General features: G+C 38.9%; 23 protein-coding genes. 14 read left to right on the top strand and 9 right to left on the bottom strand.

From position 1 onward, the window contains the following. Positions 1-283: 283 nt before the first annotated feature. From ACHUFV_RS22085 to dnaA, 8 genes are all read right to left on the bottom strand, one after another. Positions 284-1,384 (bottom strand): HD-GYP domain-containing protein, encoded by a 1,101-nt coding sequence (locus ACHUFV_RS22085; RefSeq protein WP_394237934.1) that lies wholly within the window; start codon positions 1,382-1,384, stop codon positions 284-286. A 143-nt stretch (positions 1,385-1,527) separates the two neighbouring features. Then, positions 1,528-4,047, bottom strand: coding sequence for a DNA gyrase subunit A (gene gyrA / locus ACHUFV_RS22090; RefSeq protein ID WP_394238132.1), 2,520 nt, complete (start codon positions 4,045-4,047; stop codon positions 1,528-1,530). A 222-nt stretch (positions 4,048-4,269) separates the two neighbouring features. Continuing rightward, a complete protein-coding gene (gene gyrB / locus ACHUFV_RS22095; RefSeq protein WP_394238134.1) occupies positions 4,270-6,192 on the bottom strand; it encodes a DNA topoisomerase (ATP-hydrolyzing) subunit B in 1,923 nt (640 codons plus the stop codon). Positions 6,193-6,421: 229 nt separating this feature from the next. Further along, a complete protein-coding gene (remB, locus tag ACHUFV_RS22100; RefSeq protein WP_394237935.1) occupies positions 6,422-6,667 on the bottom strand; it encodes an extracellular matrix regulator RemB in 246 nt (81 codons plus the stop codon). Between the two features lie 9 nt (positions 6,668-6,676). After that, the gene (recF, locus tag ACHUFV_RS22105; RefSeq protein WP_394237937.1) at positions 6,677-7,795 is read right to left on the bottom strand and encodes a DNA replication/repair protein RecF; all 1,119 of its coding nucleotides are present in this window, start codon (positions 7,793-7,795) and stop codon (positions 6,677-6,679) included. 28 nt (positions 7,796-7,823) lie between these two features. Further along, a complete protein-coding gene (gene yaaA / locus ACHUFV_RS22110) occupies positions 7,824-8,033 on the bottom strand; it encodes a S4 domain-containing protein YaaA (protein WP_394237938.1) in 210 nt (69 codons plus the stop codon). 194 nt (positions 8,034-8,227) lie between these two features. Next, complete coding sequence (gene dnaN / locus ACHUFV_RS22115) at positions 8,228-9,364, bottom strand: DNA polymerase III subunit beta (protein ID WP_394237940.1); 1,137 nt, start codon at positions 9,362-9,364, stop codon at positions 8,228-8,230. A 257-nt stretch (positions 9,365-9,621) separates the two neighbouring features. Continuing rightward, positions 9,622-10,968 carry a chromosomal replication initiator protein DnaA gene (dnaA, locus tag ACHUFV_RS22120; protein WP_394237942.1) on the bottom strand — a complete coding sequence of 449 codons (1,347 nt, stop codon included), beginning with the start codon at positions 10,966-10,968 and terminating at the stop codon, positions 9,622-9,624. Between the two features lie 712 nt (positions 10,969-11,680). On the opposite strand from dnaA, the gene rpmH reads away from it, so the two are divergent. The 11 genes from rpmH (at position 11,681) to ACHUFV_RS22175 (ending at position 22,708) form a co-directional block, all read left to right on the top strand. Beyond that, positions 11,681-11,815, top strand: a complete 135-nt coding sequence (gene rpmH, locus ACHUFV_RS22125) for a 50S ribosomal protein L34 (RefSeq protein ID WP_338450429.1) — start codon at positions 11,681-11,683, stop codon at positions 11,813-11,815. 156 nt (positions 11,816-11,971) lie between these two features. Further along, entirely contained in the window at positions 11,972-12,349 is a 378-nt protein-coding gene (rnpA, locus tag ACHUFV_RS22130; RefSeq protein ID WP_394237945.1) for a ribonuclease P protein component, read from the top strand. A 163-nt stretch (positions 12,350-12,512) separates the two neighbouring features. Then, positions 12,513-13,295 (top strand): YidC family membrane integrase SpoIIIJ, encoded by a 783-nt coding sequence (gene spoIIIJ, locus ACHUFV_RS22135; protein ID WP_394237946.1) that lies wholly within the window; start codon positions 12,513-12,515, stop codon positions 13,293-13,295. Continuing rightward, positions 13,292-13,912 carry an RNA-binding cell elongation regulator Jag/EloR gene (gene jag, locus ACHUFV_RS22140; RefSeq protein ID WP_394237948.1) on the top strand — a complete coding sequence of 207 codons (621 nt, stop codon included), beginning with the start codon at positions 13,292-13,294 and terminating at the stop codon, positions 13,910-13,912. The genes spoIIIJ and jag overlap by 4 nt, the downstream gene beginning before the upstream one ends. Positions 13,913-14,236: 324 nt before the next feature. After that, complete coding sequence (mnmE, locus tag ACHUFV_RS22145; protein ID WP_394238136.1) at positions 14,237-15,622, top strand: tRNA uridine-5-carboxymethylaminomethyl(34) synthesis GTPase MnmE; 1,386 nt, start codon at positions 14,237-14,239, stop codon at positions 15,620-15,622. A gap of 368 nt (positions 15,623-15,990) precedes the next feature. Beyond that, positions 15,991-17,880 carry a tRNA uridine-5-carboxymethylaminomethyl(34) synthesis enzyme MnmG gene (gene mnmG, locus ACHUFV_RS22150; protein WP_394237950.1) on the top strand — a complete coding sequence of 630 codons (1,890 nt, stop codon included), beginning with the start codon at positions 15,991-15,993 and terminating at the stop codon, positions 17,878-17,880. A gap of 42 nt (positions 17,881-17,922) precedes the next feature. Then, positions 17,923-18,639: a 16S rRNA (guanine(527)-N(7))-methyltransferase RsmG gene (gene rsmG, locus ACHUFV_RS22155; protein WP_394237952.1), complete on the top strand. Its 717-nt coding sequence runs from the start codon at positions 17,923-17,925 to the stop codon at positions 18,637-18,639. A gap of 391 nt (positions 18,640-19,030) precedes the next feature. After that, positions 19,031-19,906, top strand: coding sequence for a nucleoid occlusion protein (gene noc / locus ACHUFV_RS22160; protein ID WP_394237954.1), 876 nt, complete (start codon positions 19,031-19,033; stop codon positions 19,904-19,906). A 361-nt stretch (positions 19,907-20,267) separates the two neighbouring features. Next, a complete protein-coding gene (locus ACHUFV_RS22165) occupies positions 20,268-21,029 on the top strand; it encodes a ParA family protein (RefSeq protein ID WP_394238138.1) in 762 nt (253 codons plus the stop codon). Then, a complete protein-coding gene (locus tag ACHUFV_RS22170) occupies positions 21,022-21,900 on the top strand; it encodes a ParB/RepB/Spo0J family partition protein (protein WP_394237956.1) in 879 nt (292 codons plus the stop codon). Before ACHUFV_RS22165 ends, ACHUFV_RS22170 begins: the two co-directional genes overlap by 8 nt. A gap of 100 nt (positions 21,901-22,000) precedes the next feature. Then, a complete protein-coding gene (locus ACHUFV_RS22175; RefSeq protein WP_394237958.1) occupies positions 22,001-22,708 on the top strand; it encodes a DUF554 domain-containing protein in 708 nt (235 codons plus the stop codon). 66 nt (positions 22,709-22,774) lie between these two features. On the opposite strand, the gene yyaC is transcribed toward ACHUFV_RS22175, so the two are convergent. Continuing rightward, on the bottom strand, positions 22,775-23,401 hold the full coding sequence (gene yyaC / locus ACHUFV_RS22180) for a spore protease YyaC (protein WP_394238140.1): 627 nt from the start codon (positions 23,399-23,401) through the stop codon (positions 22,775-22,777). Between the two features lie 331 nt (positions 23,402-23,732). Between yyaC and ACHUFV_RS22185 the strand changes: the two genes are divergently transcribed. The 3 genes from ACHUFV_RS22185 to ychF all read left to right on the top strand — a co-directional run bounded on the left by ACHUFV_RS22185 (position 23,733) and on the right by ychF (position 26,073). Then, a complete protein-coding gene (locus ACHUFV_RS22185) occupies positions 23,733-24,620 on the top strand; it encodes a mechanosensitive ion channel family protein (protein ID WP_394237960.1) in 888 nt (295 codons plus the stop codon). 20 nt (positions 24,621-24,640) lie between these two features. After that, positions 24,641-24,847 carry a DUF951 domain-containing protein gene (locus ACHUFV_RS22190; RefSeq protein ID WP_394237962.1) on the top strand — a complete coding sequence of 69 codons (207 nt, stop codon included), beginning with the start codon at positions 24,641-24,643 and terminating at the stop codon, positions 24,845-24,847. 125 nt (positions 24,848-24,972) lie between these two features. Then, entirely contained in the window at positions 24,973-26,073 is a 1,101-nt protein-coding gene (ychF, locus tag ACHUFV_RS22195) for a redox-regulated ATPase YchF (RefSeq protein ID WP_394237964.1), read from the top strand. Positions 26,074-26,207 lie beyond the last annotated feature (134 nt).

Genomic DNA, 26,207 nt, shown 5'->3' on the forward strand with positions numbered 1-26,207 from the left:
CGCCAGCGTTCGTCCTGAGCCAGGATCAAACTCTCCAATAAGATTGTTTGACTTGCTCATAATTTAATGTCTTTTTTAAAAAAAGATCAAAAGTTTTAAACGTTGACGTTTTGTTGTTCAGTTTTCAAGGAGCAAATGTGCCATCTAAAAGCGACATCTATTACTATACCACTTTTCAATAAATGAGTCAATAATTAATTTGTTTTTAAAAAAACGCATTGTCTTACTGACCTGAATTATTATATCAGGATGATAATGCATATGCAATGTTTTTTTGACAAAATTAAAAGATTTCCTCGATATATAGATTTCTATTTTCCTCTAGATTCAAAATCTCTTCTGTATCAAAAAGCTTAATCAAAGGCCTCGTTGGGGACTTTTCAGTGATAAATAGGACTTCACCAAACCACCCGTTAGAAAGCTTAATTTTACTACCAATTGAAAAGTTAATAATACCACTGCTTAAAGCCCTTAAAGCAGCTAAATCAAACTGTCCAAAATAGTCCTGCTTCATCAATTCAAGAACTCGAAAAGGCGATTGCTTTTTCCTATATAATCGTTCTGATGTCATTGCGTGGTATGTATCTGCCACTGCAATTATTTTTGCTATTGGATGAATCTGATTACTTTTTAGTGAAATAGGATAACCGCTTCCGTCCAATCGCTCATGATGCTGAAGAACTGCAATCTTTGCACCTTCCTTCAGCAATGGTAAATCGTGAACCATATGATAGCTGTATTTCGGATGATTTTTTACTTCTGCAAACTCCTGGATTGTTAAAGCTGACTTTTTTTGCAAAATTCTCGGATTGATTTTTGCCATACCACAATCAGCTAATATTCCAGCTAATGCAGCCTGCACTACTTCTCCTTTAGGGTATTTAAGCTTGTTAGCAATATAACCACAAAGTAAGCCCACGGCAACAGCATGCTGGTAAGGATAGCTTTCGTTATTTGATAGATGATGTATGACAAATATCTCTGATGAGTCAATCATCCCTTCATTTAATAACGGCAAAAGAAGAAATCTTATTTTTGACATATTAATCGGTATTCCCGACTGCCAAAGTTGAAATTGCTTGTTATATTCCTGTGAGGCATAAAGAAACTGCTTGGTAAAGTCAACTTCGCTATCGTTATTATTCTTTGTATTAACAGCTGCCTTTATCGTCATTTCTGATTGAATTACATCAGGCGGAATGTATGGATCTCCTGTCACAAGTATTTTTTCAACTTCAACAGTGCTAATTAGAAATAACCTTAAAATATCAATCAGTTGATTTGTTAATACGGTATTTTTCTTCACGATTGGGTGGCTTGTTCTTCCGAATACATCCTCTGATACTATGCACCCCTCTATCAAATGACCTGTTTTGACACGCATGACTTCACCCTCACAGAATACACTTTTCCTTTATTTTACTAGTATATGAAAGTATACTGCAATAGCAAATAAAAGATCGATAATTACACGTTTGGATAAACAAAAAAGAAGCGCTATAATTTAGCGCTTCCCTTCTCTATTGGTTATTCCTCTTCATTCGGATCGGGATATTCCTCTGCATCGTCTATTACAGCATCCTCATCGCTGTTTTGCGTTTCTTGTTCAGAAACTGTTTCTTCTTCTCCCTCTTCTATCTCAGGAGATACCCTCTCAGATTCTTCATCCTTTTCAACCTTCGCAACAGTTGCAACAAACTCATGATCGTTTTCATCAAGACGAATCAGCCTTACACCTTGCGTATTTCTTCCCATTGAGGAAATATCACTAACAGCCATACGTATTAATACACCGCCTGTTGTAATAATCATGATGTCCTCTTCACCATTGACTACCTTCATGGATACCAGGCTGCCATTTTTCTCTGTGATATTACATGTTTTAATTCCTTTACCGCCTCTATTCTGAAGACGATACTCAACTGCAGCAGTACGTTTTCCGTAACCATTCTGTGTAACAATCAGAACTTCTGAGTCTTCCTCAAGCACTTCCATTCCGACTACTTCATCATCTTCATTTAACGATATCCCCTTAACACCTGAAGCTGTTCTACCCATTGATCGAACATCCGTTTCAGGGAATCGAATCAAGAGGCCGTTTTTCGTTCCGATAATAATCTCCTTCGTTCCATCCGTTAAACGAACAGAGATTAACTCGTCTCCCTCACGTAAACCTAAAGCAATCAATCCGCTGTTTCGAATATGGGCAAAGGACGTAATTGGCGAGCGTTTTGAAATTCCATGCTTTGTTGTGAAGAATAGGTACCAATCCTCTTCGAATTCCGCAACAGGAATAATGGCATTTATCCATTCATCCTTTTCAATCCCAAGCAGATTAATGATTGGAATCCCTTTTGCAGTCCGGCTGAATTCTGGAATTTCATATCCCTTCGCACGGTACACCTTTCCTTTATTCGTGAAGAATAGAATCGTGTCATGGGTAGACGTTGTTATCAAATGCTCGACAAAATCATCGTCATTTGTTCCCATGCCTTGAATCCCGCGCCCGCCCCGCTTTTGCGAACGGTATGTAGAGACAGGGAGTCTTTTTATATAATCATTATGCGTTAACGTAATAACAATGTTTTCGCGTGGAATTAGATCCTCATCCTCGATATCTTCAATTCCACCTGCAACAATTTCAGTACGTCTTTCATCGTTAAAACGCTCTTTGATTTCAGTTAATTCCTCACGGATAATTTCAAGGATCTTCTCATCGTCAGCCAAAATTGCCTTTAATTCAGCAATTAATTTAACAAGAGTTTGATATTCCTCCTCGATCTTTTCACGCTCTAAACCAGTCAAGCGCTGCAAACGCATATCGAGAATAGCCTGTGCCTGCTTTTCAGATAAATTAAAGGTTGTCATTAATCCTTCGCGGGCAATATCTGTTGTTTGTGAGTTCCGAATTAACGTAATAACTGCATCGAGATTATCAAGTGCAATTCGCAACCCTTCTAAAATATGCGCCCTTGCTTCTGCTTTTCTTAGCTCAAATTCTGTTCTTCTTCTAATAATTACTCGTTGGTGGTCAAGGTAATGAACAAGACATTCCTTTAAATTCAGAACCTTTGGTTCACCGTTTACAAGTGCAAGTGTGTTAATTCCAAAGGTTGTTTGTAAAGCCGTATGCTTATAAAGATTGTTTAATAAGACATTGGCATTCGCATCCTTGCGAACCTCTATGACGATTCGTAAGCCCCTTCGGTCAGATTCATCACGAAGATCTGTAATTCCATCAATTTTCTTTTCGCGTACAAGTTCAGCAATTCTTTCAATCAGTTTTGCCTTATTCACCTGGTAAGGAATTTCATTAACAATGATAACTTCTTTTCCATTAGATTTTGTCTCAATTTCAACCTTTGCACGGACTTTAATTGAACCTCTACCTGTTTCATAAGCCTTTCGGATACCGCTTCGACCAAGAATCATAGCACCTGTTGGAAAATCTGGGCCAGGAATAATATCAATAAGCTCTGGAATTGTTATTTCAGGGTCGTGGCTGACAGCAAGTACTCCATCAATTACTTCGCCAAGCTGATGCGGCGGGATATTGGTTGCCATACCAACTGCAATACCGGAAGTACCGTTCACAAGCAGGTTAGGGAAACGAGAGGGTAATACAACCGGCTCTCTCTCTTCACCATCATAGTTATCCTGATAATCAATGGTATCTTTATTAATGTCTCTTAATAATTCCATTGAAATTTTAGACATACGTGCCTCTGTGTAACGCATAGCCGCCGCTGAATCACCGTCGATTGAACCAAAGTTACCATGACCGTCAACCAGCATATAACGTTGGTTAAAATCCTGCGCCATCCTTACCATTGTTTCATAAACAGCCGAGTCACCGTGCGGGTGATATTTACCGATAACATCCCCAACAATACGGGCTGACTTTTTGTAAGGCTTGTCAGAGTGCATGCCAAGGTCATGCATAGCATACAATATACGACGATGGACAGGCTTCAATCCATCCCTTACATCGGGAAGGGCACGCGATACGATAACACTCATCGCATAATCCAAGAAGGATGTCCGCATTTCCTGACTAATATTAATTTCTTTAACCTTAGAATTTGGTGTTTCAGACAATTGATAAACCTCCCTTTTATGAAACGATATTGATCGTTCCTGGGTCGAAATTTATTATTTATAGTAAAGATGCTTAGACCTCTGTAAGCGGTTAAAGCCCCCAGCTTTTACCGAAAAAACCATGAAAGCGGGATAGAATCATATCTATCCCGGCTGTTTAAGTGACACACTTTATATATCAAGGTTTTTAACATATAATGCATTTTCTTCAATAAACTGACGCCTTGGCTCTACCTTATCTCCCATTAGCATTTCAAAAGTTTCATCGGCTTCAATAGCATCCTCCAAGTTTACCTGCAAAAGAGTCCGTGTTGCCGGGTCCATAGTTGTTTCCCACAGCTGTTCAGGATTCATTTCTCCTAACCCTTTATAACGCTGTACGTTAGGCTTTTGTGTAGGCGAGAAGGTTCCCATAACTTCCTCAAGCTGTTTATCATTATAGGCATACTCAATTCTTTTACCATGTTGTACTTTATATAACGGCGGTTGGGCAATATAGATATAACCCGCTTCAATAATTTGTCTCATGTAACGATAGAAGAAGGTTAATAATAGTGTACGAATATGCGCACCGTCTACATCCGCATCTGTCATGATGACAATTTTATGATACCTTGCCTTAGAAATATCGAAGTCTTCCCCAATACCCGTTCCGGCTGCTGTAATCATAGCACGTACTTCGTTATTTGATAGTATTCGGTCAAGGCGAGCCTTCTCGACATTCAGGATCTTTCCTCTTAATGGGAGAATGGCTTGGAAATGACGATCTCGACCTTGCTTTGCAGAACCTCCCGCAGAGTCACCCTCTACGATATAAATTTCGCTAATTGAAGGATCCTTGGATGAGCAATCAGCAAGCTTACCTGGTAAACTGGAAACCTCCAGGGCACTCTTACGTCTTGTTAATTCCCTGGCCTTTTTCGCAGCTAATCTAGCTCTTGTAGCCATCAATCCTTTGTCGACAATTTTTCTAGCTACTGAAGGGTTTTCTAGTAGAAACTTCTCAAAATGATCAGCAAAAACTGAATCAGTTATTGCACGAACTTCAGAGTTACCTAGCTTTGTTTTAGTTTGGCCCTCAAATTGCGGATCTGGATGTTTAATCGATACAATCGCAACTAAGCCTTCTCTAACATCTTCACCAGAAAGATTTGTCTCACTTTCCTTGATTAATCCATTTTTCCTTGCATAATCATTTATAACCCTTGTTAGAGCCGTTTTAAAACCAGACTCATGGGTACCACCCTCATAGGTATGAATATTATTTGCAAATGAATAAATATTCCCAGTATAGCTGTCATTGTATTGAATGGAGACCTCTACTGAAATTCCTTCACGTTCGCCTTCCATATAAATCGGATCTTCATGAAGTACTTCCTTTGTTCGGTTTAAATGTTCAACGTATGATTTAATACCGCCCTCATAGTGAAACTCAGCTTTTTTATTTTCAACACGCTTATCCTCTATGGTTATCAATAAACCTCTGTTCAAAAAGGCAAGTTCTCTAATTCTCGTTGCAAGTACATCATACTCAAATTCTGTTGTTTCTTTAAAAATTTCAGGATCTGGAGTGAAGTGAATGATTGTACCAGTCTTATCCGACTCACCGACAATGGCTAAATCAGCGCATGGTACTCCCCTTTCAAATTTTTGATAGTGAATATGCCCATCAAGATGGACAAAAACCTCTAATTCAGTTGAAAGGGCATTAACAACCGAAGCACCAACCCCATGCAATCCTCCGGAAACCTTATAACCGCCGCCGCCAAACTTACCACCGGCATGAAGAACAGTTAAAATAACCTCAACTGCAGGGCGACCAGTTTTTTCTTGAATTCCAACAGGTATACCACGTCCATTATCTGTTACCGTAATACTATTATCCTTTTCAATTACAACGTTAATCTCAGTACAATAGCCCGCTAAAGCCTCATCAATACTATTATCAACAATTTCCCATACTAGATGGTGAAGACCTTTTGCACTTGTTGAACCAATATACATTCCAGGACGCTTTCTTACTGCTTCAAGACCTTCCAGGACTTGTATTTGATTGGCATCATATGCTTGTTCAGGAACTGCATTTTGCTCCATTGCCATAACAGTCACCTACACTTTCCTTTGGCGTTGATTACAAAATCTATAGAAAACTTAACTTTTACAAGTAAATGAAGACATCTTAGGTAATAATAATTTCTTTAAAAGAATAGATATTAAAATATAAAAATGAGTAATAAGATAAAACTATAATAAAAATAGCCATGGATGAAAAAGTTTCTATTTAAAACTTTTGATGTTGAAATGTAGTCCCAGCACTAGACTATCAGTCAGAAACGGCCCATTTCTGCGACCGTCTTTTCAAGGTACTAGAAGCTAATGGGGAAAAGTAGATTTGTTCTGCAGTAACAATTACGGATTTATAAGATCCCTTAGCAATGTGTTCTGATTGATTGTTATACTGTTGTAAAAATTCATCCATGTTTGTTGAAGAAGTAAAGCTTTTCTTATCAATGATTGCGATAATATCCTCTGTCTTTATAACAGTTTCCTCTCCAAAATGAATATACAATCTTCCACCTCACTGAATCTTCTCTATCGTTCCGTTTTTCACATAAAAGGTAGACGCCTCTTTTAAGGTTTGATGGTCTATCCCCTCGACACTTGTTGTTGTCACAAAGGTTTGAACCTTTCCTTGGATAGTATTTAACAAGTGGGATTGCCGGTAGTTATCCAACTCTGATAGAACATCATCTAATAAAAGTATCGGGTACTCCCCAATCTCGGCATGAATAAGTTCTATTTCTGCCAATTTAATTGAAAGGGCTGTTGTCCTCTGCTGGCCTTGTGATCCAAACGTTTGAACGTCACGGTCATTCACAAAAAAAAGAAGGTCATCCCGCTGAGGACCAAATAATGTTACTCCACGGTCAATCTCTCTTTGTTTTACTTGATTATATTTATTTTCATATATACTTTTCATTTTCGACAAATCTTGCTCTTCTGATACATCAACAGATGGTTTGTATTTAATTTTTAATGTTTCAAGCCCGCGCGAAATCCCTTCATGAATGGGCATTGCCCAATTTTGCAGCAAATGAAGGAATTCAAATCGTTTTAATAGTATTTTTACAGCGATGGTAATAAATTGTTCTGTTAAGATATCAAGCATTGTTTCGTCAGTTTGTTTCTTAGTTTGCAGCTGCTTTAAGTAGTGGTTGCGCTGCTGAAGAATTTTATTCAACTGTCCAACTTCATGCAAATAGACAGGAGAAATCTGCCCTATCTCCATATCAATAAAGCGTCTTCTTACTTGAGGACTGCCTTTAACCAAATTTAGATCTTCCGGAGCAAACATAACAACATTCATATTTCCCACATATTGACTTAGCTTTTTTTGTTCAATATGGTTGTATTTTGCCTTTTTTCCTTTTTTTGAAATAACAAGCTCCATTGGCAGAGATCCATTACTTTTTTGAACTCTACCTTCTATTTTAGCATAATCTCTGTCCCAAAGGATAAGTTCTTTATCATTCGAAGTACGATGAGATTTAGCCATCGCCAGAACATAGATGGACTCCATCACATTTGTTTTGCCGTTTGCATTTTCACCGAGGATTACATTCACGTTGTTTTGGAACTGAATTTCGAGTTCTTCATAATTCCGGTAGTTTTTCAGTTGCAGTTGTTTGATAAACATTTAATTCATCCTTTGGAAATTGATCACCCTATTGAAGGATGTATGTGTCAAGACCAAGGATTTCAACCTTATCACCGGAACGAAGCTTCCTGCCTCGCCTTTGGTCTTTTTCTCCGTTGATGTGTACCTCATATTCACTTAAGAACCATTTAGCCATTCCACCAGTTGCAATTACATCTGCAGCCTTTAGAAATTGACCAAGTGTAATATAATCCGTATCAATTTTTATGGTTTTCATGCTGACTTCACTCCGTCATCAATAATATCTAATACTTCATTTTACTAAATATTTGTGAAGAATTCAAAGGTAACAGGAACCATTTTCGTGAGTTTATAGAGAAAACACCAATATCCTGCTAAATTCAGGAAAAGCCGCCGACATAATCGGCAGCTTTTCATAAGGGTATATCGATTTTATTCTGACTAGCTGAATTAATAGGTTCGAACAGGCAGAATCAATTGCAGGATTGTTTCATCATTGATTGGTTGAATGATAAACGGTCTCATTGCACCGGTAAAGCTAACTTTAATTTCTGTTCCTTCTAAGGCCTTTAGGGCATCCATCATATATTTGGCACTGAATGAAATTTTCAGCTCTTCCCCATCGACAGATAGTCCCTTAATTTCCTCGACTACCTTTCCTACTTCCGGGGTATTAGACGAAATTTCAACAATTTTATCCTCTAATGTTGCAAACTTAACGACATTATTTCGGCCCTCTCTTGCTAATAATGAGGCCCGGTCAATCGCCTGAAGAAACTCTTTTGTTTGTAAAACAACATCTGTTTTACTCTCGTTTGGAATTAATCTCGACGTATCAGGATAATTGCCTTCTAATAGTCTTGAGAAAAACAGCAGATGCTTTGCTTTAAATAAAATTTGATTTTCTGTAATAACGATTTCAACTAATTCATTGTTGTCCGCAAGAATCTTGCTCAATTCATTTAGACTTTTTCCTGGAATAACAACATTGTAATGCGCCGCTGGATCAATTTCTACTTTTGCTTTTCTTAATGCAAGACGATGACTGTCTGTTGCAATACAGTTTAGTTCGTTGTTTTCGATCTTCCAGTTGACACCTGTCAAGATTGGGCGTGTTTCTGAGGTGGACACTGCAAACGAAGTTTGTCGAATCATAGCCTTAAGCAGATCAGTAGGTATTTTAAATAGATTTTCTTCTTCAATTTGTGGAAGATGCGGATATTCATCTGCATCGAGACCAATTAAGTTAAATTCAGAGTTTCCAGAACGAATAACTGTTTGCAGATGGTTTTGTACTTCAATCTCAACTGTATCTGAAGGCAGTTTTTTGACCATTTCACTGAAAAATTTAGCTTGAAGCACAATCGCACCAGTTTGTTTAATATCGACAATTTCTTTATCCTCTTCTTCCTTTGGGATAAAGGATTCTATTGAGACATCTGAATCACTGCCGGTTAACGTAACGCCTTCATCTGAAGCGACAATTTTAATTCCAGTCAGGATTGGGATGGTTGTTCTACTCGTTACTGCTTTCATAACATCCTGGACACTTTGAACCAAGTGATCCCGTTGGATTATAAATCTCATTATTTTTAATCCTCCGTTTTAGGCTAATTTATATATATTTTTTTAATAAAAATAATAATAGTAATAGTAGGGCCTGTGATTATGTGGATAACTCCACAAGTCTAAGGAAACACAGCCTATCCACATGTGGACAGACTGTGCGTAAATTCAGCAAAGTTATTCACACTATTCTATTGTTAAAAGGTTAAGTAGATTTGTATTTAGGAACAATTGAATAAAGGTATTTATAGAATTGCAGTAAAACGAATTAAATGGAGTTAAACCTTTAATTCCTCATGAATATCTTTTAACTCTCGTTGCAACTGGGTATCCGATTGGAGTAACTTTGAAATCTTTTCATGAGCATGGATAACCGTAGTATGATCGCGTCCGCCAAACTCTTCGCCAATTTTCGGCAGTGAAAAGTCTGTTAGCTCCCTTGATAAATACATGGCAATCTGCCTTGGAAAGGCAACGGATTTTGTCCGTTTTTTTGCTTTGAAATCTTCCAATTTTACATTATAGTGCTCTCCAACAACTCGCTGAATTTCTTGAATCGTAATGACTTTAGGCTTTGACGTAGGAATAATATTCTTAAGAGCCTCGGCAGCTAAATCGGCATTAATATCTTTATTAACCAGTGAAGAATAGGCAACTACTCGAATTAGGGCACCCTCTAATTCTCGAATATTTGAGTCGATTTGATTAGCGATGTACAGCATGACTTCATTTGGAATTTCAAGCCCGTCCGCTTTTGCTTTTTTACGCAAAATAGCTATCCTTGTTTCCAAATCCGGTGGTGTAATATCCGTAATAAGTCCCCATTCAAAGCGTGACCGCAGCCGTTCCTCAAGTGTTGGAATTTCCTTTGGCGGACGATCACTGGAAATAACAATTTGCTTACTTTCCTCATGTAACGTATTAAATGTATGGAAAAATTCCTCTTGTGTTGATTCTTTTCCAGCTAAGAACTGAATATCATCAATTAGAAGAACATCTACATTTCGATACTTATTACGAAACTCTTCGGCCTTATTATCCCTGATGGAATTGATAAATTCATTTGTAAACTTCTCCGAAGACAGATAAACAACCTTTGCAGAAGGGTTATGATATAAAACATAATGGCCAATTGCGTGCATTAAGTGGGTTTTTCCTAGACCAACCCCTCCGTAGATAAATAATGGGTTGTAGGCTTTTGCAGGTGCTTCAGCTACAGCAAGTGAGGCTGCATGTGCAAACCGGTTTCCTGATCCAATAACAAAGGTATCAAAGGTATTCTTTTCATTCAGCATACTGGCAGGAAATTCCGAATGGCTATCAGCATTCTTCGTTTCTTTAGGAGGAGACGGCAGTTTTTCTCCTTTTTCGGCTTGACTTTGCGGAATAATGAATTTGACAGTGAATTCCTCTCCGGTGATCTCGTATAAAACCCCAGTGATTAACGGAGAATAACGTTCTTCAAGCCAATCTCGTGCAAATTCATTCGGAGCAGTTACAACTAAAGAATCTCCTTGAAGGGAATGGGCCTTCGTAGCTTTTAGCCATGTATCAAAGCTGGGCTTTGAAACCTTCTTTTCTACATTAGCTAATATACTATTCCAAAGATCCGTAATATTTTCCAACAGTTATCCCTCCTTTACTCTAGTTCGCATAAAAAACAAAAGGTTATACGGCAAGTACAACCTATTAGTAATCTATTTACGAAATGATGATTGTGGATAAATATATTAATAAGGAAATAATATAACCTTTCGACAATATCCACTAGTTGTGGACAACCTTTATAAACCTCCGTGAATAACTTATTCACAACTTATCAACAAACTGTGGATAAAATCGTTTTGTGGACAACTTGCTAAGGGTGAAAACACAAATATAATATCAAATAAATGCTAGCTATGCAACGGTTTTTGGGAGTTTATCCACAAGCTAAACAAGCTGTGATTAATAAATGTCCACAGGTAGTGGTTATGTGCAAAACCTGTCAATATATGTTGTGGATAAAAGGAAAAACTGTCGAAAATAATCCACAAGCCGTAAAAAAACGGAGTCGAATTCATTTCTGTGAAAAAATATTTTTTCATGGATTATTTTGTATATAGAATTACCTCGGACAAATAGCTGGAATGATGAAGTTTACTATATGATTTTGTATTCTCGTATCATTTATGTTATTTTTGTCCGTGACAGTAGTTGAAATTCAAGGTAATATTTGGGGGTAGAAAAATTATTTATGGGGAGTTATACTATTAAGAGTGTTGACATTTTTTGTTCACCTTATATATAATTAGAATACTGTCTTTAAGAGCAATTCCTCGAGGGAGGTGTCATATAATGAAAAGAACATATCAACCTAAAAAACGTAAACATAGTAAAGTTCACGGATTTCGTGCACGCATGAGCAGTGCAAACGGACGTAACGTTCTAGCACGTCGTCGTCGTAAAGGAAGAAAAGTATTATCTGCCTAGACCACTGAAATGTCAGTGGTCTTTTTTCTCATTAGGTGAAAAACTAGCATGGTGCTAGTAAAATTGTTGGCCCATTAAAGTTTCTGAAAATGCAGAGTGGGAATAATGAATAGAGAAGCCATTCCTTTAACGAATGTAAATGTAGGTGGATCCAGAATGAGAAAAGAGTATCGAGTTAAAAAAAATGAAGAATTCCAAGAGATATTTAAAAAGGGAAAATCGGTTGCCAATAGACAATTTGTTGTCTACACGTTAAAAAGGCCGGAGCAAAAACATTTTAGAATCGGACTATCTGTAAGTAAAAAAATCGGTAATGCGGTTACCAGAAATCAAATCAAACGATATGTCCGACAGGTATTTCATGAATTTGATGGTTATATACATAACGATGTTGACTATATTATTATTGCTAGAAAACCAACAGCCGATATGGACTTTTATGAAGTCCAAAAAAGCCTAACACATGTACTTAAATTAGCAAGAGTCCTTAAGAAATCCTTTGAGACTGTAAAGAAAGCGGAAGATCGCGACTGACTTAAATAAATTTCAATTAATAATATGCCATTTTAAAAGCGTTTACTTATAAAAGATGGTAAAATGGTTTAGATTGGACGTTGAGTGGAAAAAATATGTCATTATTAATCAGGCTAAATTTAAAGTAAAAAATACCTTATATGCTTTAAGGAGGAAAAAACGGTTGAAGAAAAAGCGAATATTTTTATTGATCGGTTTAATTTTGATGATTGCCCTTTTAGCGGGTTGTAATCAGACGAATGTTCCGATTACTTCTGAAAGTGAAGGCTTTTGGAATCAGTATATTGTATATCCGCTTTCATTATTCATTGTGAAAGTTGCTGAATTTGCAGGTGGAAGTTTTGGACTGGCAATTGTCCTTGTTACGATTATTATTAGGCTTGTTCTATTGCCGTTAATGATTAAACAAACAAAAAGTTCTAAAGCGATGCAAGCCATTCAACCTGAGCTGCAAAAGCTAAGAGAAAAGTATAGTTCTAAAGACCAAAAAACACAGCAAAAATTACAACAAGAAACAATGGAGTTATTCCAAAAATCCGGTGTTAATCCACTTGCTGGATGCTTACCGCTTGTTGTTCAAATGCCAATTTTAATCGGTATCTATCATGCAATTATGAGAACTCCGGAATTACAGGAACATGCTAATTTCCTTTGGTTTGATTTAGCGGCTCCAGATCCATTCTACTTATTACCGATCATTGCTGGTGTTACAACGTTTATCCAACAAAAAATTACAATGGTTGGAATGGAAAATAATCCGCAAATGGCTATGATGCTTTGGCTTATGCCAATTATGATCATTGTATTTGCAATAAATTTCCCAGCAGCCCTTGCACTCTACTGGGTTGTAGGAAACTTATTTATGATTGTCCAAACATACTTTATTAAAGGGCCGGATTTAAAAGCAGCTGCAGCGGCCGGAAAATCAGGAGGAGCAAAAAAGTGAAACAGGTTACTGCTACGGGACAAACAGTCAAAGAAGCAGTTGAATCAGCTTTAGCTCAATTACAAACAACAGAGGATCATACAGAAATTTCGATCATTGACGAGGGTAAAAAGGGGATTTTTGGAATCTTTGGCGCACGCCCTGCTGTTGTAAAGGTTTCAGTCAAAATGGACCCCATTGAAGAAGCAGAAAAGTTTTTAATAAGTGTATGTGAGAAAATGGGTGCTCCAATTACGATTGATGTAGAGAAAAGCGGAAAACAGGTTAAATTCATGCTATCTGGCGAAAAAATTGCATTACTTATTGGTAAAAGAGGACAAACACTTAATTCTCTGCAGTATTTAACCCAGCTGGTGATTAATCGTTTTTCTAATCAATATCTAAATGTCATCCTGGATGCTGAGGATTATCGGAAGCGAAGAAATGAAACGCTTATCCATTTAGCTGAAAAGTTGGCACAAAGGGCAGTTCAGTCAGGTAAAGAGGTTGCGTTAGAGCCGATGCCTTCGTATGAACGCAAAGTCATTCATTCTGCTTTAATGAATAATAAAAGAATTACTACGTATTCTAGTGGCGTCGATCCTCATCGACATATTGTGATTGCGCCAAATAAATAATGATTGTTAAAAGAAGCTGGTGCCCTTGGGGGTGACAGCTTCTTTTTTTACTTTCTCAATTAGAAAATGATTGCTGTAGAAATATAACGAATAAAGGAAACTGGGAAATAATATTGCCGTTTAGGAAATTTTCTTTCGTTCTTAGAGAAGTGCTTTGTTGTTATTCACATGTGGATAAGTTAAAATAAAATAATGGGTTTAAATAACTGTGGATAAGGTATAGAACTTTCTCTTTCGTGCAAACAATGGTAGTGGATAAAACAAGCTCATAAAATACAGCTTATAAGGATAGATGAGGTTTTTTCTTTAAGAGAGGTGAAAAGAGTGGAATTTGATACGATTGCAGCAATTTCGACTCCGATGGGAGAGGGAGCGATTGCGATTGTCCGCTTAAGCGGGAATCAGGCTTTTTCTATTGCAGAAAGGCTTTTTCGAAGTGTTAGCGGAAAAAACATAAGTGAGGAACCATCCCACACAATCCATTATGGACATATTATTGATCCGAAGACAAATGAGGTCGCTGAAGAAGTGATGATGTCTATCATGAGAGGACCGAAGACTTTTACTAAAGAGGATGTTGTTGAGATCAATTGCCATGGCGGATTGGTATCGGTAAACAGAGTATTACAGCTTTGTTTAAGAAATGGGGCTCGAATTGCAGAGCCTGGAGAGTTTACAAAAAGGGCATTTTTGAACGGCCGGATTGATTTATCTCAAGCCGAGGCTGTTATGGATTTGATTCGTGCTAAAACAGACAGGGCGATGAACGTCGCTCTTGGTCAAATGGAAGGCAGATTGTCCAACCTGATTACAAGGCTTCGCCAAGAGTTGATCGAAACCTTAGCGCAAATTGAAGTAAATATAGATTATCCTGAATATGACGATGTTGAAGAAATGACCCATAAGATGCTGAAAGAAAAGGCATCCTATGTGAAAAAGGAAATTGAACATTTATTGCAGACTTCCTCACAGGGCAAGATTCTTAGGGAGGGCTTGTCAACCGTTATTGTTGGTCGTCCAAATGTGGGTAAATCCTCCCTTCTGAATAGTCTTGTCCAGGAAAATAAGGCCATTGTGACAGATATTCCAGGGACAACTCGTGATGTAATTGAGGAGTATGTAAATGTCCGCGGGGTTCCGTTACGGTTGTTAGATACTGCCGGTATTCGTGAAACAGAGGACATTGTTGAAAGAATTGGTGTCGAACGGTCACGGCAGGTGCTAAAAGAAGCAGACCTTATTTTGCTTGTTCTTAATTATTCTGATGAATTAACGACGGAAGACGAAAACCTTTTTGATGTTGTAAACGGCATGGATGTTATTGTGATTGTGAATAAAACAGATCTTCCACAAATGATTGATATGGAACGTGTGAAGGAGTTAGCCAGTCATCATAAGCTGATTACCACGTCACTTATCGAGGAAAAAGGGATAGAGGAACTAGAAGAAGCGATTGCTGATCTCTTCTTTACGGGTTCCATTGAAGCGGGCGATATGACTTACGTATCGAACAGCCGCCATATCGCTTTACTAGATCAAGCCTATACGTGTATTAATGATGTGTTAGAAGGAATTGAGCTAGATACTCCGGTTGATATTATTCAAATAGATTTAACAAGAACATGGGAGCTTCTGGGAGAGATTATCGGTGAAAGTGTACAAGACAGCTTAATTAACCAATTATTTTCCCAATTTTGCTTAGGAAAATAGAAAAGCGGAAGCGCCTTCGGAACAAAAAGATTTTTGTTCCTGCGAAGCAAATTCAAGGAAGATTTCCTTGGGTGCTCACCCCCGACAAGCATAAGACGAGCCGGCATGAAGGTTGTTCTTTAACCTTCTTGACGGATTGTACGAAAAGTTTAGGCGACTGACCAGGGACGACCGGCATAAGACAAGCGCTGACAGAAGGCGTTCTTTGCCTTCCGAAGTGATTGGCTTATGTCCCGAGTCCCTAGGAGCCGACACTAGACATGCTTATGACCTCGAGGGGGTAGGCGCTGGAGCTAGACAAATAGAATAGCGGAGGCGCTCTTTAGGGCGGCCTCGAGACGCAAATTAGTTTAGGAGGCAACACCACCATGCAATATGAAGCAGGTAATTACGATGTGATTGTTATTGGAGCAGGACATGCGGGCTGTGAGGCAGGACTTGCAGCAGCCCGCCTTGGTGCTAAGACACTGATGGTCACAATTAATTTAGATATGGTCGCTTTCATGCCGTGCAACCCATCTGTCGGGGGTCCAGCAAAAGGAATCGTCGTAAGGGAAATTGATGCTCTCGGCGGGGAAATGGGAAAAAATATTGATAAAACCTACATTCAAATGAGAATGCTGAATACAGGTAAAGGTCCTGCTGTCCGCGCGTTACGAGCACAGGCTGACAAGGTTTCCTATCAGTTTGAAATGAAGAAAACACTAGAAAATGAAGAGAACCTTACCTTGATTCAAGGAATGGTTGAGCGTTTAATCGTAGAAGATGGTGTATGTAAAGGGGCCATTACCAAGACAGGGGCTATCTATCGTGCCAAAACGGTTGTCATCACAACGGGAACCTTCCTGCGCGGTGAAATTATTCTTGGGGAATTAAAATATTCCAGCGGTCCGAACAACCAGCAGCCTTCTATTAAGCTCTCTGAGCATTTAGAAGAACTTGGTTTTAATTTAGTCCGTTTTAAAACAGGAACTCCACCAAGGGTTAACAGCAAAACTATTGATTATAGTAAAACTGAGATTCAGCCGGGAGACGAAGAGCCCCGTGCATTCTCTTATGAAACAACGAAATATATCACGGATCAGCTCCCTTGCTGGCTTACGTACACAAATGAAGAAACACATACGATCATTGACCAAAATCTCCACCGAGCACCCATGTTCTCAGGAATGGTAAAGGGTACTGGGGCGCGCTATTGTCCTTCCATCGAGGATAAAATTGTTCGTTTCAGTGATAAACCTAGACATCAAATTTTCCTTGAACCTGAAGGACGTAATACAGAGGAAGTATATGTCCAAGGACTATCTACAAGTATGCCTGAAGATGTACAACATCGAATTCTACAATCCATTCCGGGTCTTGAAAATGCGCAAATGATGAGGGCGGGTTATGCCATTGAATACGATGCAATGGAACCATCACAATTGTGGCCTACATTAGAAACAAAGAAAATTAAAAACCTTTATACTGCGGGCCAAATTAACGGAACTTCAGGTTATGAGGAGGCCGCGGGTCAGGGCTTGATGGCTGGAATCAATGCTGGATTAAATGCACTCGAAAGAGATGAATTGATATTAAGTCGCTCTGATGCCTACATCGGCGTCTTAATTGACGACCTGGTTACAAAAGGTACAAATGAACCTTATCGTTTGCTTACTTCAAGGGCTGAATACCGATTGCTGCTTCGCCACGATAATGCAGATTTACGTCTTACTGAAATTGGCCATCAAATCGGTCTGATTTCGGAAGAACGTTACGAGCGCTTTACGAAGAAGAAAGAAGCAATTGAAGGTGAGAAGAAACGCCTTCAGAACCTCATTCTGAAACCAAATCAAGAGGTTCAAGGGTTAATTAAAAGTGTGGGAGGCAGCGAGCTGAAGGATGGAATCAGAGCATCTGATTTATTAAAACGTCCGGAGATGAGCTACGAGCATATTGAACAGCTTGCGAAAAGCGAAGCAGAGCTTGATTCAGAAGTAAAAGAGCAAGTGGAAATTCAAATTAAATATGAAGGCTATATAGAAAAATCTTTGCAGCAGGTTGAGCGGTTAAAGAAAATGGAAAATAAGAAAATCCCGGAAAATATTGATTACCAGGCTATTACAGGCCTAGCTACGGAAGCAAGGCAAAAATTAGAGAAGATTCGTCCACTGTCACTTGCACAGGCATCCAGAATTTCAGGGGTGAATCCTGCTGATATTTCAATCCTGCTTGTATATTTAGAGCAAGGGAAAATTGCGAAAGTCTCAAATGACTAAGGCACAAGGTATATCAAGCAAAAAGTGGGAAAGGATTTATTGATGAATACAGACCAATTTATCAAGTTGCTTGAGGAGAAGGGCATTTCCCTTACCTCTACTCAAATTGAACAATATGAAACGTATTACCGGCTGCTTGTCGAGTGGAACGAAAAGATGAATTTAACGGCGATTACGGAAAAGGAAGATGTGTATTTAAAGCATTTCTTTGATTCCATAACAGCCGGTTTTTACTTCAATTTTGATCAGGAGATTCAGGTTTGTGATGTCGGAGCTGGTGCCGGTTTCCCAAGCATCCCTATTAAAATTGCATTTCCAAAGATTCATGTTACGATTGTCGATTCTCTCAATAAGAGAATTCACTTTCTCGAGCATTTAGCAGAGCAGCTGCAGCTTAAGGATGTCCGGTTTATCCATGATCGTGCTGAAACATTCGGTCAATCGAGAGAACATAGAGAGGCCTATGATGTTGTGACAGCAAGAGCCGTAGCAAGAATGTCAGTATTAACTGAACTTTGCCTGCCGCTTGTGAAAATCGGCGGTACCTTTATTGCAATGAAGGGTGCCAGCGGAATTGAAGAACTCCATGCTGGAGAAAAGGCAATATCTTTATTAGGTGGTGCACTGAAGGAGTCCTTCGCCTTCTCCTTACCGTTTGAGGAGAGCGAACGGAATATCTTTTTAATCAGGAAAGAGAAGCAATCGCCAAAGAAATATCCTCGAAAACCTGGAACGCCTAATCGAAGCCCTATTGAATAGAGTTACTTTTTCTTTTCAAATATGGCATAATTCATTTATAAAATAATAAATAATGCTTTTTTACCATAGAGTTTAACTTCATTCAGCAGAAGTCTCTCACTATTATAAGTGTGGGACAAATGTAAAAAACTCTCTGATTCAGAGTTTAAACCCTGGCTGAATGAAGTTAAGCCTCCGGCGGATACCTCGGATTTTTCATCGGTAATTTATCGAGCGAGCTCGATAAAAATCCGGGTGCAAATTCGGCGGGGCGAATTTGATTATATAAGAAAAAAGATGACTTAGCTTGCGAGGGAAATGATTAGGTCAAAATTCACTTTTGTTGCAGGAGGACTTGTCGTTTTCTTCGAGAATAAGTATTTAGGGAGTTTCGTAAAGGTGGTGCAGGGTGATGAAGCAATCTATTTCACGCTTTTTTGGCCTCGGCGAAAAGGAAAACCGGCTGGAAATCGAGAATACGGCTGAAACCGATCTCGATGAAATAGTTAAAAATGAAGAAATTAAGAAGATCCCGATTGATCAAATCGTACCAAATCGGTTTCAGCCAAGAACTATTTTTGATGACGATAAAATTGAAGAATTATCCCGTACAATTCATACACATGGTATTATTCAGCCAATTGTGGTAAGGGAATTTGGACGGGATTCTTACGAAATTATTGCCGGTGAACGAAGATGGCGGGCAATGAAAAAGCTTGGATGGGACTTAGTTCCAGCAATAATTAAAAACTTTAATGACACTGAAACAGCTTCTGTTGCGCTGATTGAAAACCTCCAGCGGGAGGAGCTCTCTCCTATTGAGGAAGCTATTGCCTATGGTAAGCTGCTTGAGCTTCACCAATTAACACAGGAGGCACTGGCGCAGCGGCTTGGCAAAGGGCAGTCAACGGTTGCAAATAAGCTGCGTTTACTTAAACTGCCGCAGGAAGTACAGGATGCTTTATTGAACAAAACCATTACAGAACGCCATGCCCGTTCACTTATTCCACTAAAAAACCCGGAAAAACAAGTGAAATTATTAGAGGAAATTATTGAAAGAAATCTGAATGTGAAACAGACTGAAGACCGAGTTGCGAAGTTGCTTGAGCAGGCAGTCGAAAAGCCGAAGCCGAAACGAAAAGCGTTTAGCAAGGATATGCGTATTGCCGTTAATACAATTCGGCAATCCTTATCAATGGTGACAGACAGCGGAATTAAGCTTGATACACAGGAAGAGGAACACGAAGAATACTATCAATTTACAATTAAAATACCAAAAAAGAAATAGGAAAAGCGGATGTGGTCTAAAGCAGGCCGCCTGCCTTTTAATAGTTTACTATGTTTCTCCTGTAAAAGAGGGTGTTTGCGCACCCTCTCTTTTTTTTGTAGACAAGCCCTCACTATTTTTATAAAGAAAAGTTCTATTAACCTATTTGATTCATGATAAAATAGAATACATATATAAAAGCGGAGACGCCTTGCCCAGCCGCGACCAGCTTAAGACGAACCGGGGAGAAGGTTGTCCTTTAACCTTATCATCGGGGCGGCTTAAGACCTCGAGCGGCTAGGCGTCGCAGCTGGATAGTATAAAAGCGGAAGCGGCTCGACTTGCTTAATTAATTTCCATGGAAATAAAGGTAGGTGGTAATATGGGAAAAGTGATTGCAATAGCAAACCAAAAAGGCGGTGTGGGTAAGACAACCACTTCTGTTAATCTTGGAGCTTGCTTAGCTTACATAGGAAAAAAGGTGTTATTGATAGACATTGATCCGCAAGGGAATGCGACCAGTGGTGTAGGAATTGAAAAGGCCGACGTTGACCAATGTGTTTATGATGTACTGGTTGATGATGTGGAGGCAAATCAAGTAATTAGACCGACTGCAGTGGAAAATCTTTATTCCCTCCCTGCCACCATTCAGCTTGCAGGAGCGGAGATTGAATTGGTCCCTACGATTTCAAGGGAGGTTCGTTTAAAAAGGGCTCTGGAAAAAGTAATTGGCGAGTTTGATTATATTCTAATCGACTGTCCTCCGTCTTTAGGACTCTTGACGCTTAATGCATTGACAGCTGCCGACTCTGTCCTTATTCCCGTGCAATGTGAGTATTATGCCTTAGAGGGACTAAGTCAGCTTTTGAATACTGTTCGTTTGGTACAAAAGCATTTAAATAACGATTTAAAAGTAGAAGGTGTTCTTTTAACAATGCTTGATGCCCGGACGAATCTGGGAATCCAGGTCATTGATGAAGTCAAAAAATATTTTCAAGACAAGGTGTATAAGACCATTATTCCTAGAAACGTACGTCTAAGTGAAGCACCAAGTCATGGTGAACCAATTATTATTTATGATTCTAAATCCCGAGGTGCTGAAGTGTATTTAGATTTGGCAAAGGAAGTGGTTAAGAATGGCTAAAGGGCTTGGTAAAGGTCTTGGCAGAGGTCTTGGGAAGGGACTCGACGCATTATTGCCTAATGAGGATAAAGATGTCGTTATTAAGGAAATTAATATTAGGGATTGCAAGCCTAATCCTTATCAGCCGCGGAAAATCTTTGATGAAGAAGCAATCGAGGAGCTAAAGCAATCCGTCATAGAGCATGGTATTTTGCAGCCGCTTATTGTAAGAGCGACAATTAAAGGCTATGAAATTGTTGTTGGTGAAAGACGGTATCGTGCTGCAAAAGCGGCAGGCCTTACAAAGGTTCCTGTTATTGTAAGGGAGCTATCCGAGCAGCAAATGATGGAATTTGCGATACTAGAGAACCTGCAGCGAGAGGATTTGACTCCAATTGAAGAGGCCTCAGCCTATCAATTATTAATAGAAAAATTAAAGGTTACGCAGGAAGAACTAGCGAAAAGACTAGGAAAAAGCAGACCACATATTGCGAATCATATTCGGCTTCTGTCGCTTCCTCAAAAAATTCAGGAGCTAATTTCAGAAGGTAAAATTTCAATGGGACATGGACGTGCCCTTTTAGGCCTTCGTAAAAAAGAGGTAATCCCTAACGTCGTTGAAAAGATTTTAAAGGACGGGTTGAATGTTCGGCAGTTAGAGCAATTAATTCAGCAATTAAACAGCCCTGTTCCACGTGAAACGAAGAAGCCTGTTCCAGAGAAGGATATTTTTATACAAGCACAGGAATCTAATTTACGTGAACGATTCGGTACAACGGTCCATATTAAGCAAACAAAGAATAAGGATAAGGGGAAAATAGAAATTGAGTTTTTCTCGAACGAAGACCTTGAACGAATATTGGAAATGCTAGAAACAAGATCGGTCAATTAAACCATCAAATCTGGATGGTTTATTTTTTTGAAATGGACAGAATAAATGAACTGACAAATGACAGGGAGCCTCTTCTCCCTTCTTCTTATGGGGTGAACAAATGTTTTTATTAGGTACGGCAGTAAATAGTCTGCTTATTATTATTGGTTCCATCATTGGCAGGTTTCTCAACCGGATTCCGGAGCAAATGAAAACAACAGTTATGTATGCCATGGGTCTTGCTGTTATAGTGTTAGGCATGCAAATGGGATTTAAAAGTGAGAATTTCTTAGTTGTTATCCTGAGCCTGGCGTTTGGAGCGATGATTGGTGAAACCTTAAAATTGGAGGATAAGCTGAACGATTTAGGAGTTTGGCTGGAAAATAAGATAGGCTCCAAAGCACAGGGAAGTATTTCCCAAGGATTTGTTACAGCTACCTTGATTTTTGTTATTGGTGCGATGGCTATTCTTGGAGCACTGGACAGCGGAATTCGTGGGGATCACTCTGTTTTGTATACAAAGGGGATTATTGATGGAATTACTGCTTTTATCTTAACAACTACATTAGGAATTGGTGTTCTGTTTTCAGCAGTTCCTGTCTTTTTATATCAGGGACTTATTGCTTTATTTGCTACCCAAATTGATCGGTTGGTTCCTGCTGCCTTAATGGATCAATTTATTGTCGAAATGACGGCAACAGGCGGAATCATGATCATTGCCATTGGCTTGAATGTGACAGGATTAACAAAGATTAGAGTTGCAAACCTATTACCAGGAATCCTCGTTACTGCAGTGATAGTGACTGTAATGTACTTTTTCAACCGTTAATAAAGGGTGTCAGGCACCACAAAAAGACAAATCGCTTCTATTTGTCTTTTTGTGGTGCCTGACACCTTATGGAGTTTGCTCATGGTCTATTGCCCATGAGAGTTTGGAAAAGGAGTATTTTGGTTCATAAAATGTACTTGAATGGTATATGCCGTCCGCGATTGTTTTGGCCATTTCCATTACAAGATGCAGTCTGGTGTTTTGTAGAACAAAATATTCCATAAATCCACTGACGTTTACAATGCCAGTTATATGGATATCTCCAACAGCTGGAAGGTCCTTATTGACCCCTGATCCAGGCTTTACCGGTCCACAGCCTATTTGGATGACTCCTACGCTTTTCAGTCTCCCTAAGCAGGCATCAATACCGATAATAAATGGATTTATATGTTTGGCTTTAATTTCAGTTAATTTCTCTGCTAAGTTTAAGGCGTGAATGGGATTTTCTAACGTTCCATATACATGAAAGGATTGGGGTGTTTTTTCTTGGAGTAAAGTGCCGATAAGCGGCCCTAATGAGTCACCAGTTGAGCGATCTGTTCCGATACAGACAAAGACAATGGGACGATTGAGTGAGTCAGGCATTAACGCTATTAATTCCCTTGCCACCTTGTCTACGGCATCCTGCTCATCGTGGTTTACTCTGAATGCTTCATTTTTTATTTTATTAAAAATGCTCGATTTATAATTCAACACGCACTCTCCCCCCTATTTAAAGGCTAGAAAATTATTTGTGGGACCTTTTTTAAAATAGTCTTTTTAGGCCATAATCGTTTTTCATTTATTGGTGGTACGATCAGATTTCTTTTCAAATAAACAGTTTTCTATTAGTATACGGATAATTTTCTATATCTATACATATCTTTGCTACTTTAATTTTTTAAGTGCGAATCGGAAACCTTATGGTATAAGGAAGTTAGATGGAGAAAGGGAGACTTTATTCTTCAAAGATAAAGGGATAGTTGTTAAAATGAACATGTCTTATGAGATAGAATGAAACTCAATAAATATGTAGGGTGAGAAGATGGATTATATTGGAAAAATGATACAACGTATTTTAGGAAAGTTGTCTAATGAGGACGTCTGGCTACGCATTGGTGAAGGTTCCTTAAAGATTTTGGGCATTATTATTGTATCTATGCTTGTTGTTCGGTTAGGGAAATTGGCGATTCAAAATATCTTTGCTGCAAGGAGACATTCTCCCTTAAGAATCTCTGAACGCCGAGAGGCAACACTTTTAAAGCTATTGCAAAATATTCTGACGTACGTCATTTACTTTGTTGCTATATTAATGATTCTTTCAACCCTTACCATCGATGTAGGCGCATTGCTTGCAGGGGCTGGAATTGTCGGGCTTGCGGTTGGATTTGGCGCACAGAGCCTTGTAAAGGATATTATTACAGGATTTTTTATCATATTTGAAGATCAGTTTTCTGTCGGTGATCATGTTAGAATCGGTCAATTTGAAGGTACGGTGGAGGAAATTGGTCTAAGAACAACGAAAATTAAGCAATGGACGGGAGAGCTTCATATTTTACCGAACGGAAGTATTATTGAGGTTACAAATTTTTCTTTGCATAATAGTGTAGCCGTTGTTGACATTAGCGTTTCATATGATGAAGATATAAAAAGAGTGGAACAGATTATTGAAGATTTTCTTGTAACGGCGAAAGACAAATATGAGGATATTGTCGATGAGCCGAAGTTATTAGGGGTCCAAAGCATGGGTGCATCGGAAGTAATGCTGCGGGTTACTGCTGAAACCGCTCCTATGAAGCACTTTCCGATAGCCAGGGAATTGAGGAAGGAAATTAAGCTTTGTCTGGATAAACACGGAATTGAAATCCCATATCCAAGGCTTGTTATGTATTCTAGGCAGGAGCATGAGTCTGCATATAAAAAGGGAGTATAGCGGAATAGGAGGAATTTTAATTGGAAACAAAAGAATTTGGTTTAAATGATGTTGTGGAAATGAAAAAGGCCCATCCTTGTGGAACGAACCGCTGGAAAATTATTCGATTAGGGATGGATATACGGATAAAATGTGAAGGCTGCTCACACAGTGTCATGATTCCAAGAAAAGAGTTTGCCCGCAAAATGAAGAAAATACTCGTAAAGCACGAAGAGGTGTCTGAATAATCATTTGCGCTTTTCTAAATAAATCACTATAATTGTTTGAGGTTTGTATTCGTTTAAAATGAAATGAATTTTTCTTGAAAATAGAGGATGTATGATTGAGCTACTATACTTGAGGAGTGACGAGGATGGCTTTAACAGCTGGAATAGTAGGATTGCCCAATGTTGGTAAGTCTACTTTATTTAATGCAATAACACAGGCAGGTGCTGAGTCTGCGAACTATCCATTTTGTACAATCGATCCAAATGTTGGGGTAGTAGAGGTACCGGATGTCCGTCTAAATAAATTAACGGAGCTGGTTCAGCCGAAAAAAACAGTACCGACAACATTTGAATTTACAGATATTGCGGGAATTGTAAAAGGTGCAAGTAAAGGCGAAGGTTTAGGAAACAAATTCCTTTCCCATATTCGTGAGGTGGACGCCATTTGTCAGGTTGTCCGTTGCTTTGAAGATGAAAATATTACACATGTTTCTGGCAAAGTAAACCCGATTGATGATATTGAAGTAATCAATCTTGAGTTGATTTTGGCAGATCTTGAGTCAGTTGAAAAGCGGATTGGTCGTGTTGAAAAGCTGGCTAAGCAAAAGGATAAGGATGCGGTTATTGAGTTTGAAGCCCTACAAAAGTTGAAGGAAGCTTTTGAAGCAGACAAGCCGGCGAGAACGGTTGAATTTACAGATGAAGAGCAGAAATTTGTAAAGGCACTTCACCTTCTTACAATTAAGCCTGTTCTTTATGTTGCCAATGTAGGAGAAGATGATGTGGCGGATCCATCAGAGAATCCTTATGTACAAATGGTTAAAGAATATGCTGCAAAAGAAGATGCTGAGGTCATTGTCATCTGCGCCAAAATTGAGGAAGAAATTTCAGAGCTTGAAGGGGAAGAAAAGGAAATGTTCCTTTCAGAGCTTGGAATTGCGGAATCTGGTCTGGATCAGTTGATTAGAGCTGCATACAGCCTATTAGGATTAGCGACATATTTTACAGCTGGTGTACAGGAAGTACGTGCGTGGACATTCCGTACTGGTATGAAGGCGCCGCAATGTGCTGGAGTTATTCACTCAGACTTTGAAAAAGGCTTTATCCGTGCCGAAACGGTTTCATACGAGGATCTGTTAGCTGCGGGAAATATGGTAGCAGCAAAAGAAGCCGGTAAAGTTCGCCTTGAAGGTAAGGATTATGTAGTGAAAGACGGAGACGTCATGCACTTCCGTTTTAACGTTTAATATTTATAGAGGTGTCAGGCACCACATATGGACAGTTTCAACAATTTGTCCTTTTGTGGTGCCTGACACCTTTTTTTTAACTTCATTCAGCAGAAGACCTCCACTTCTAAAGTTTAGGGGTGGATGCAAATAAG

Origin of the sequence: Niallia oryzisoli (assembly GCF_043641075.1) — a bacterium.
Taxonomy (GTDB): Bacteria; Bacillota; Bacilli; order Bacillales; family Cytobacillaceae; genus Bacillus_BD; species Bacillus_BD oryzisoli_A.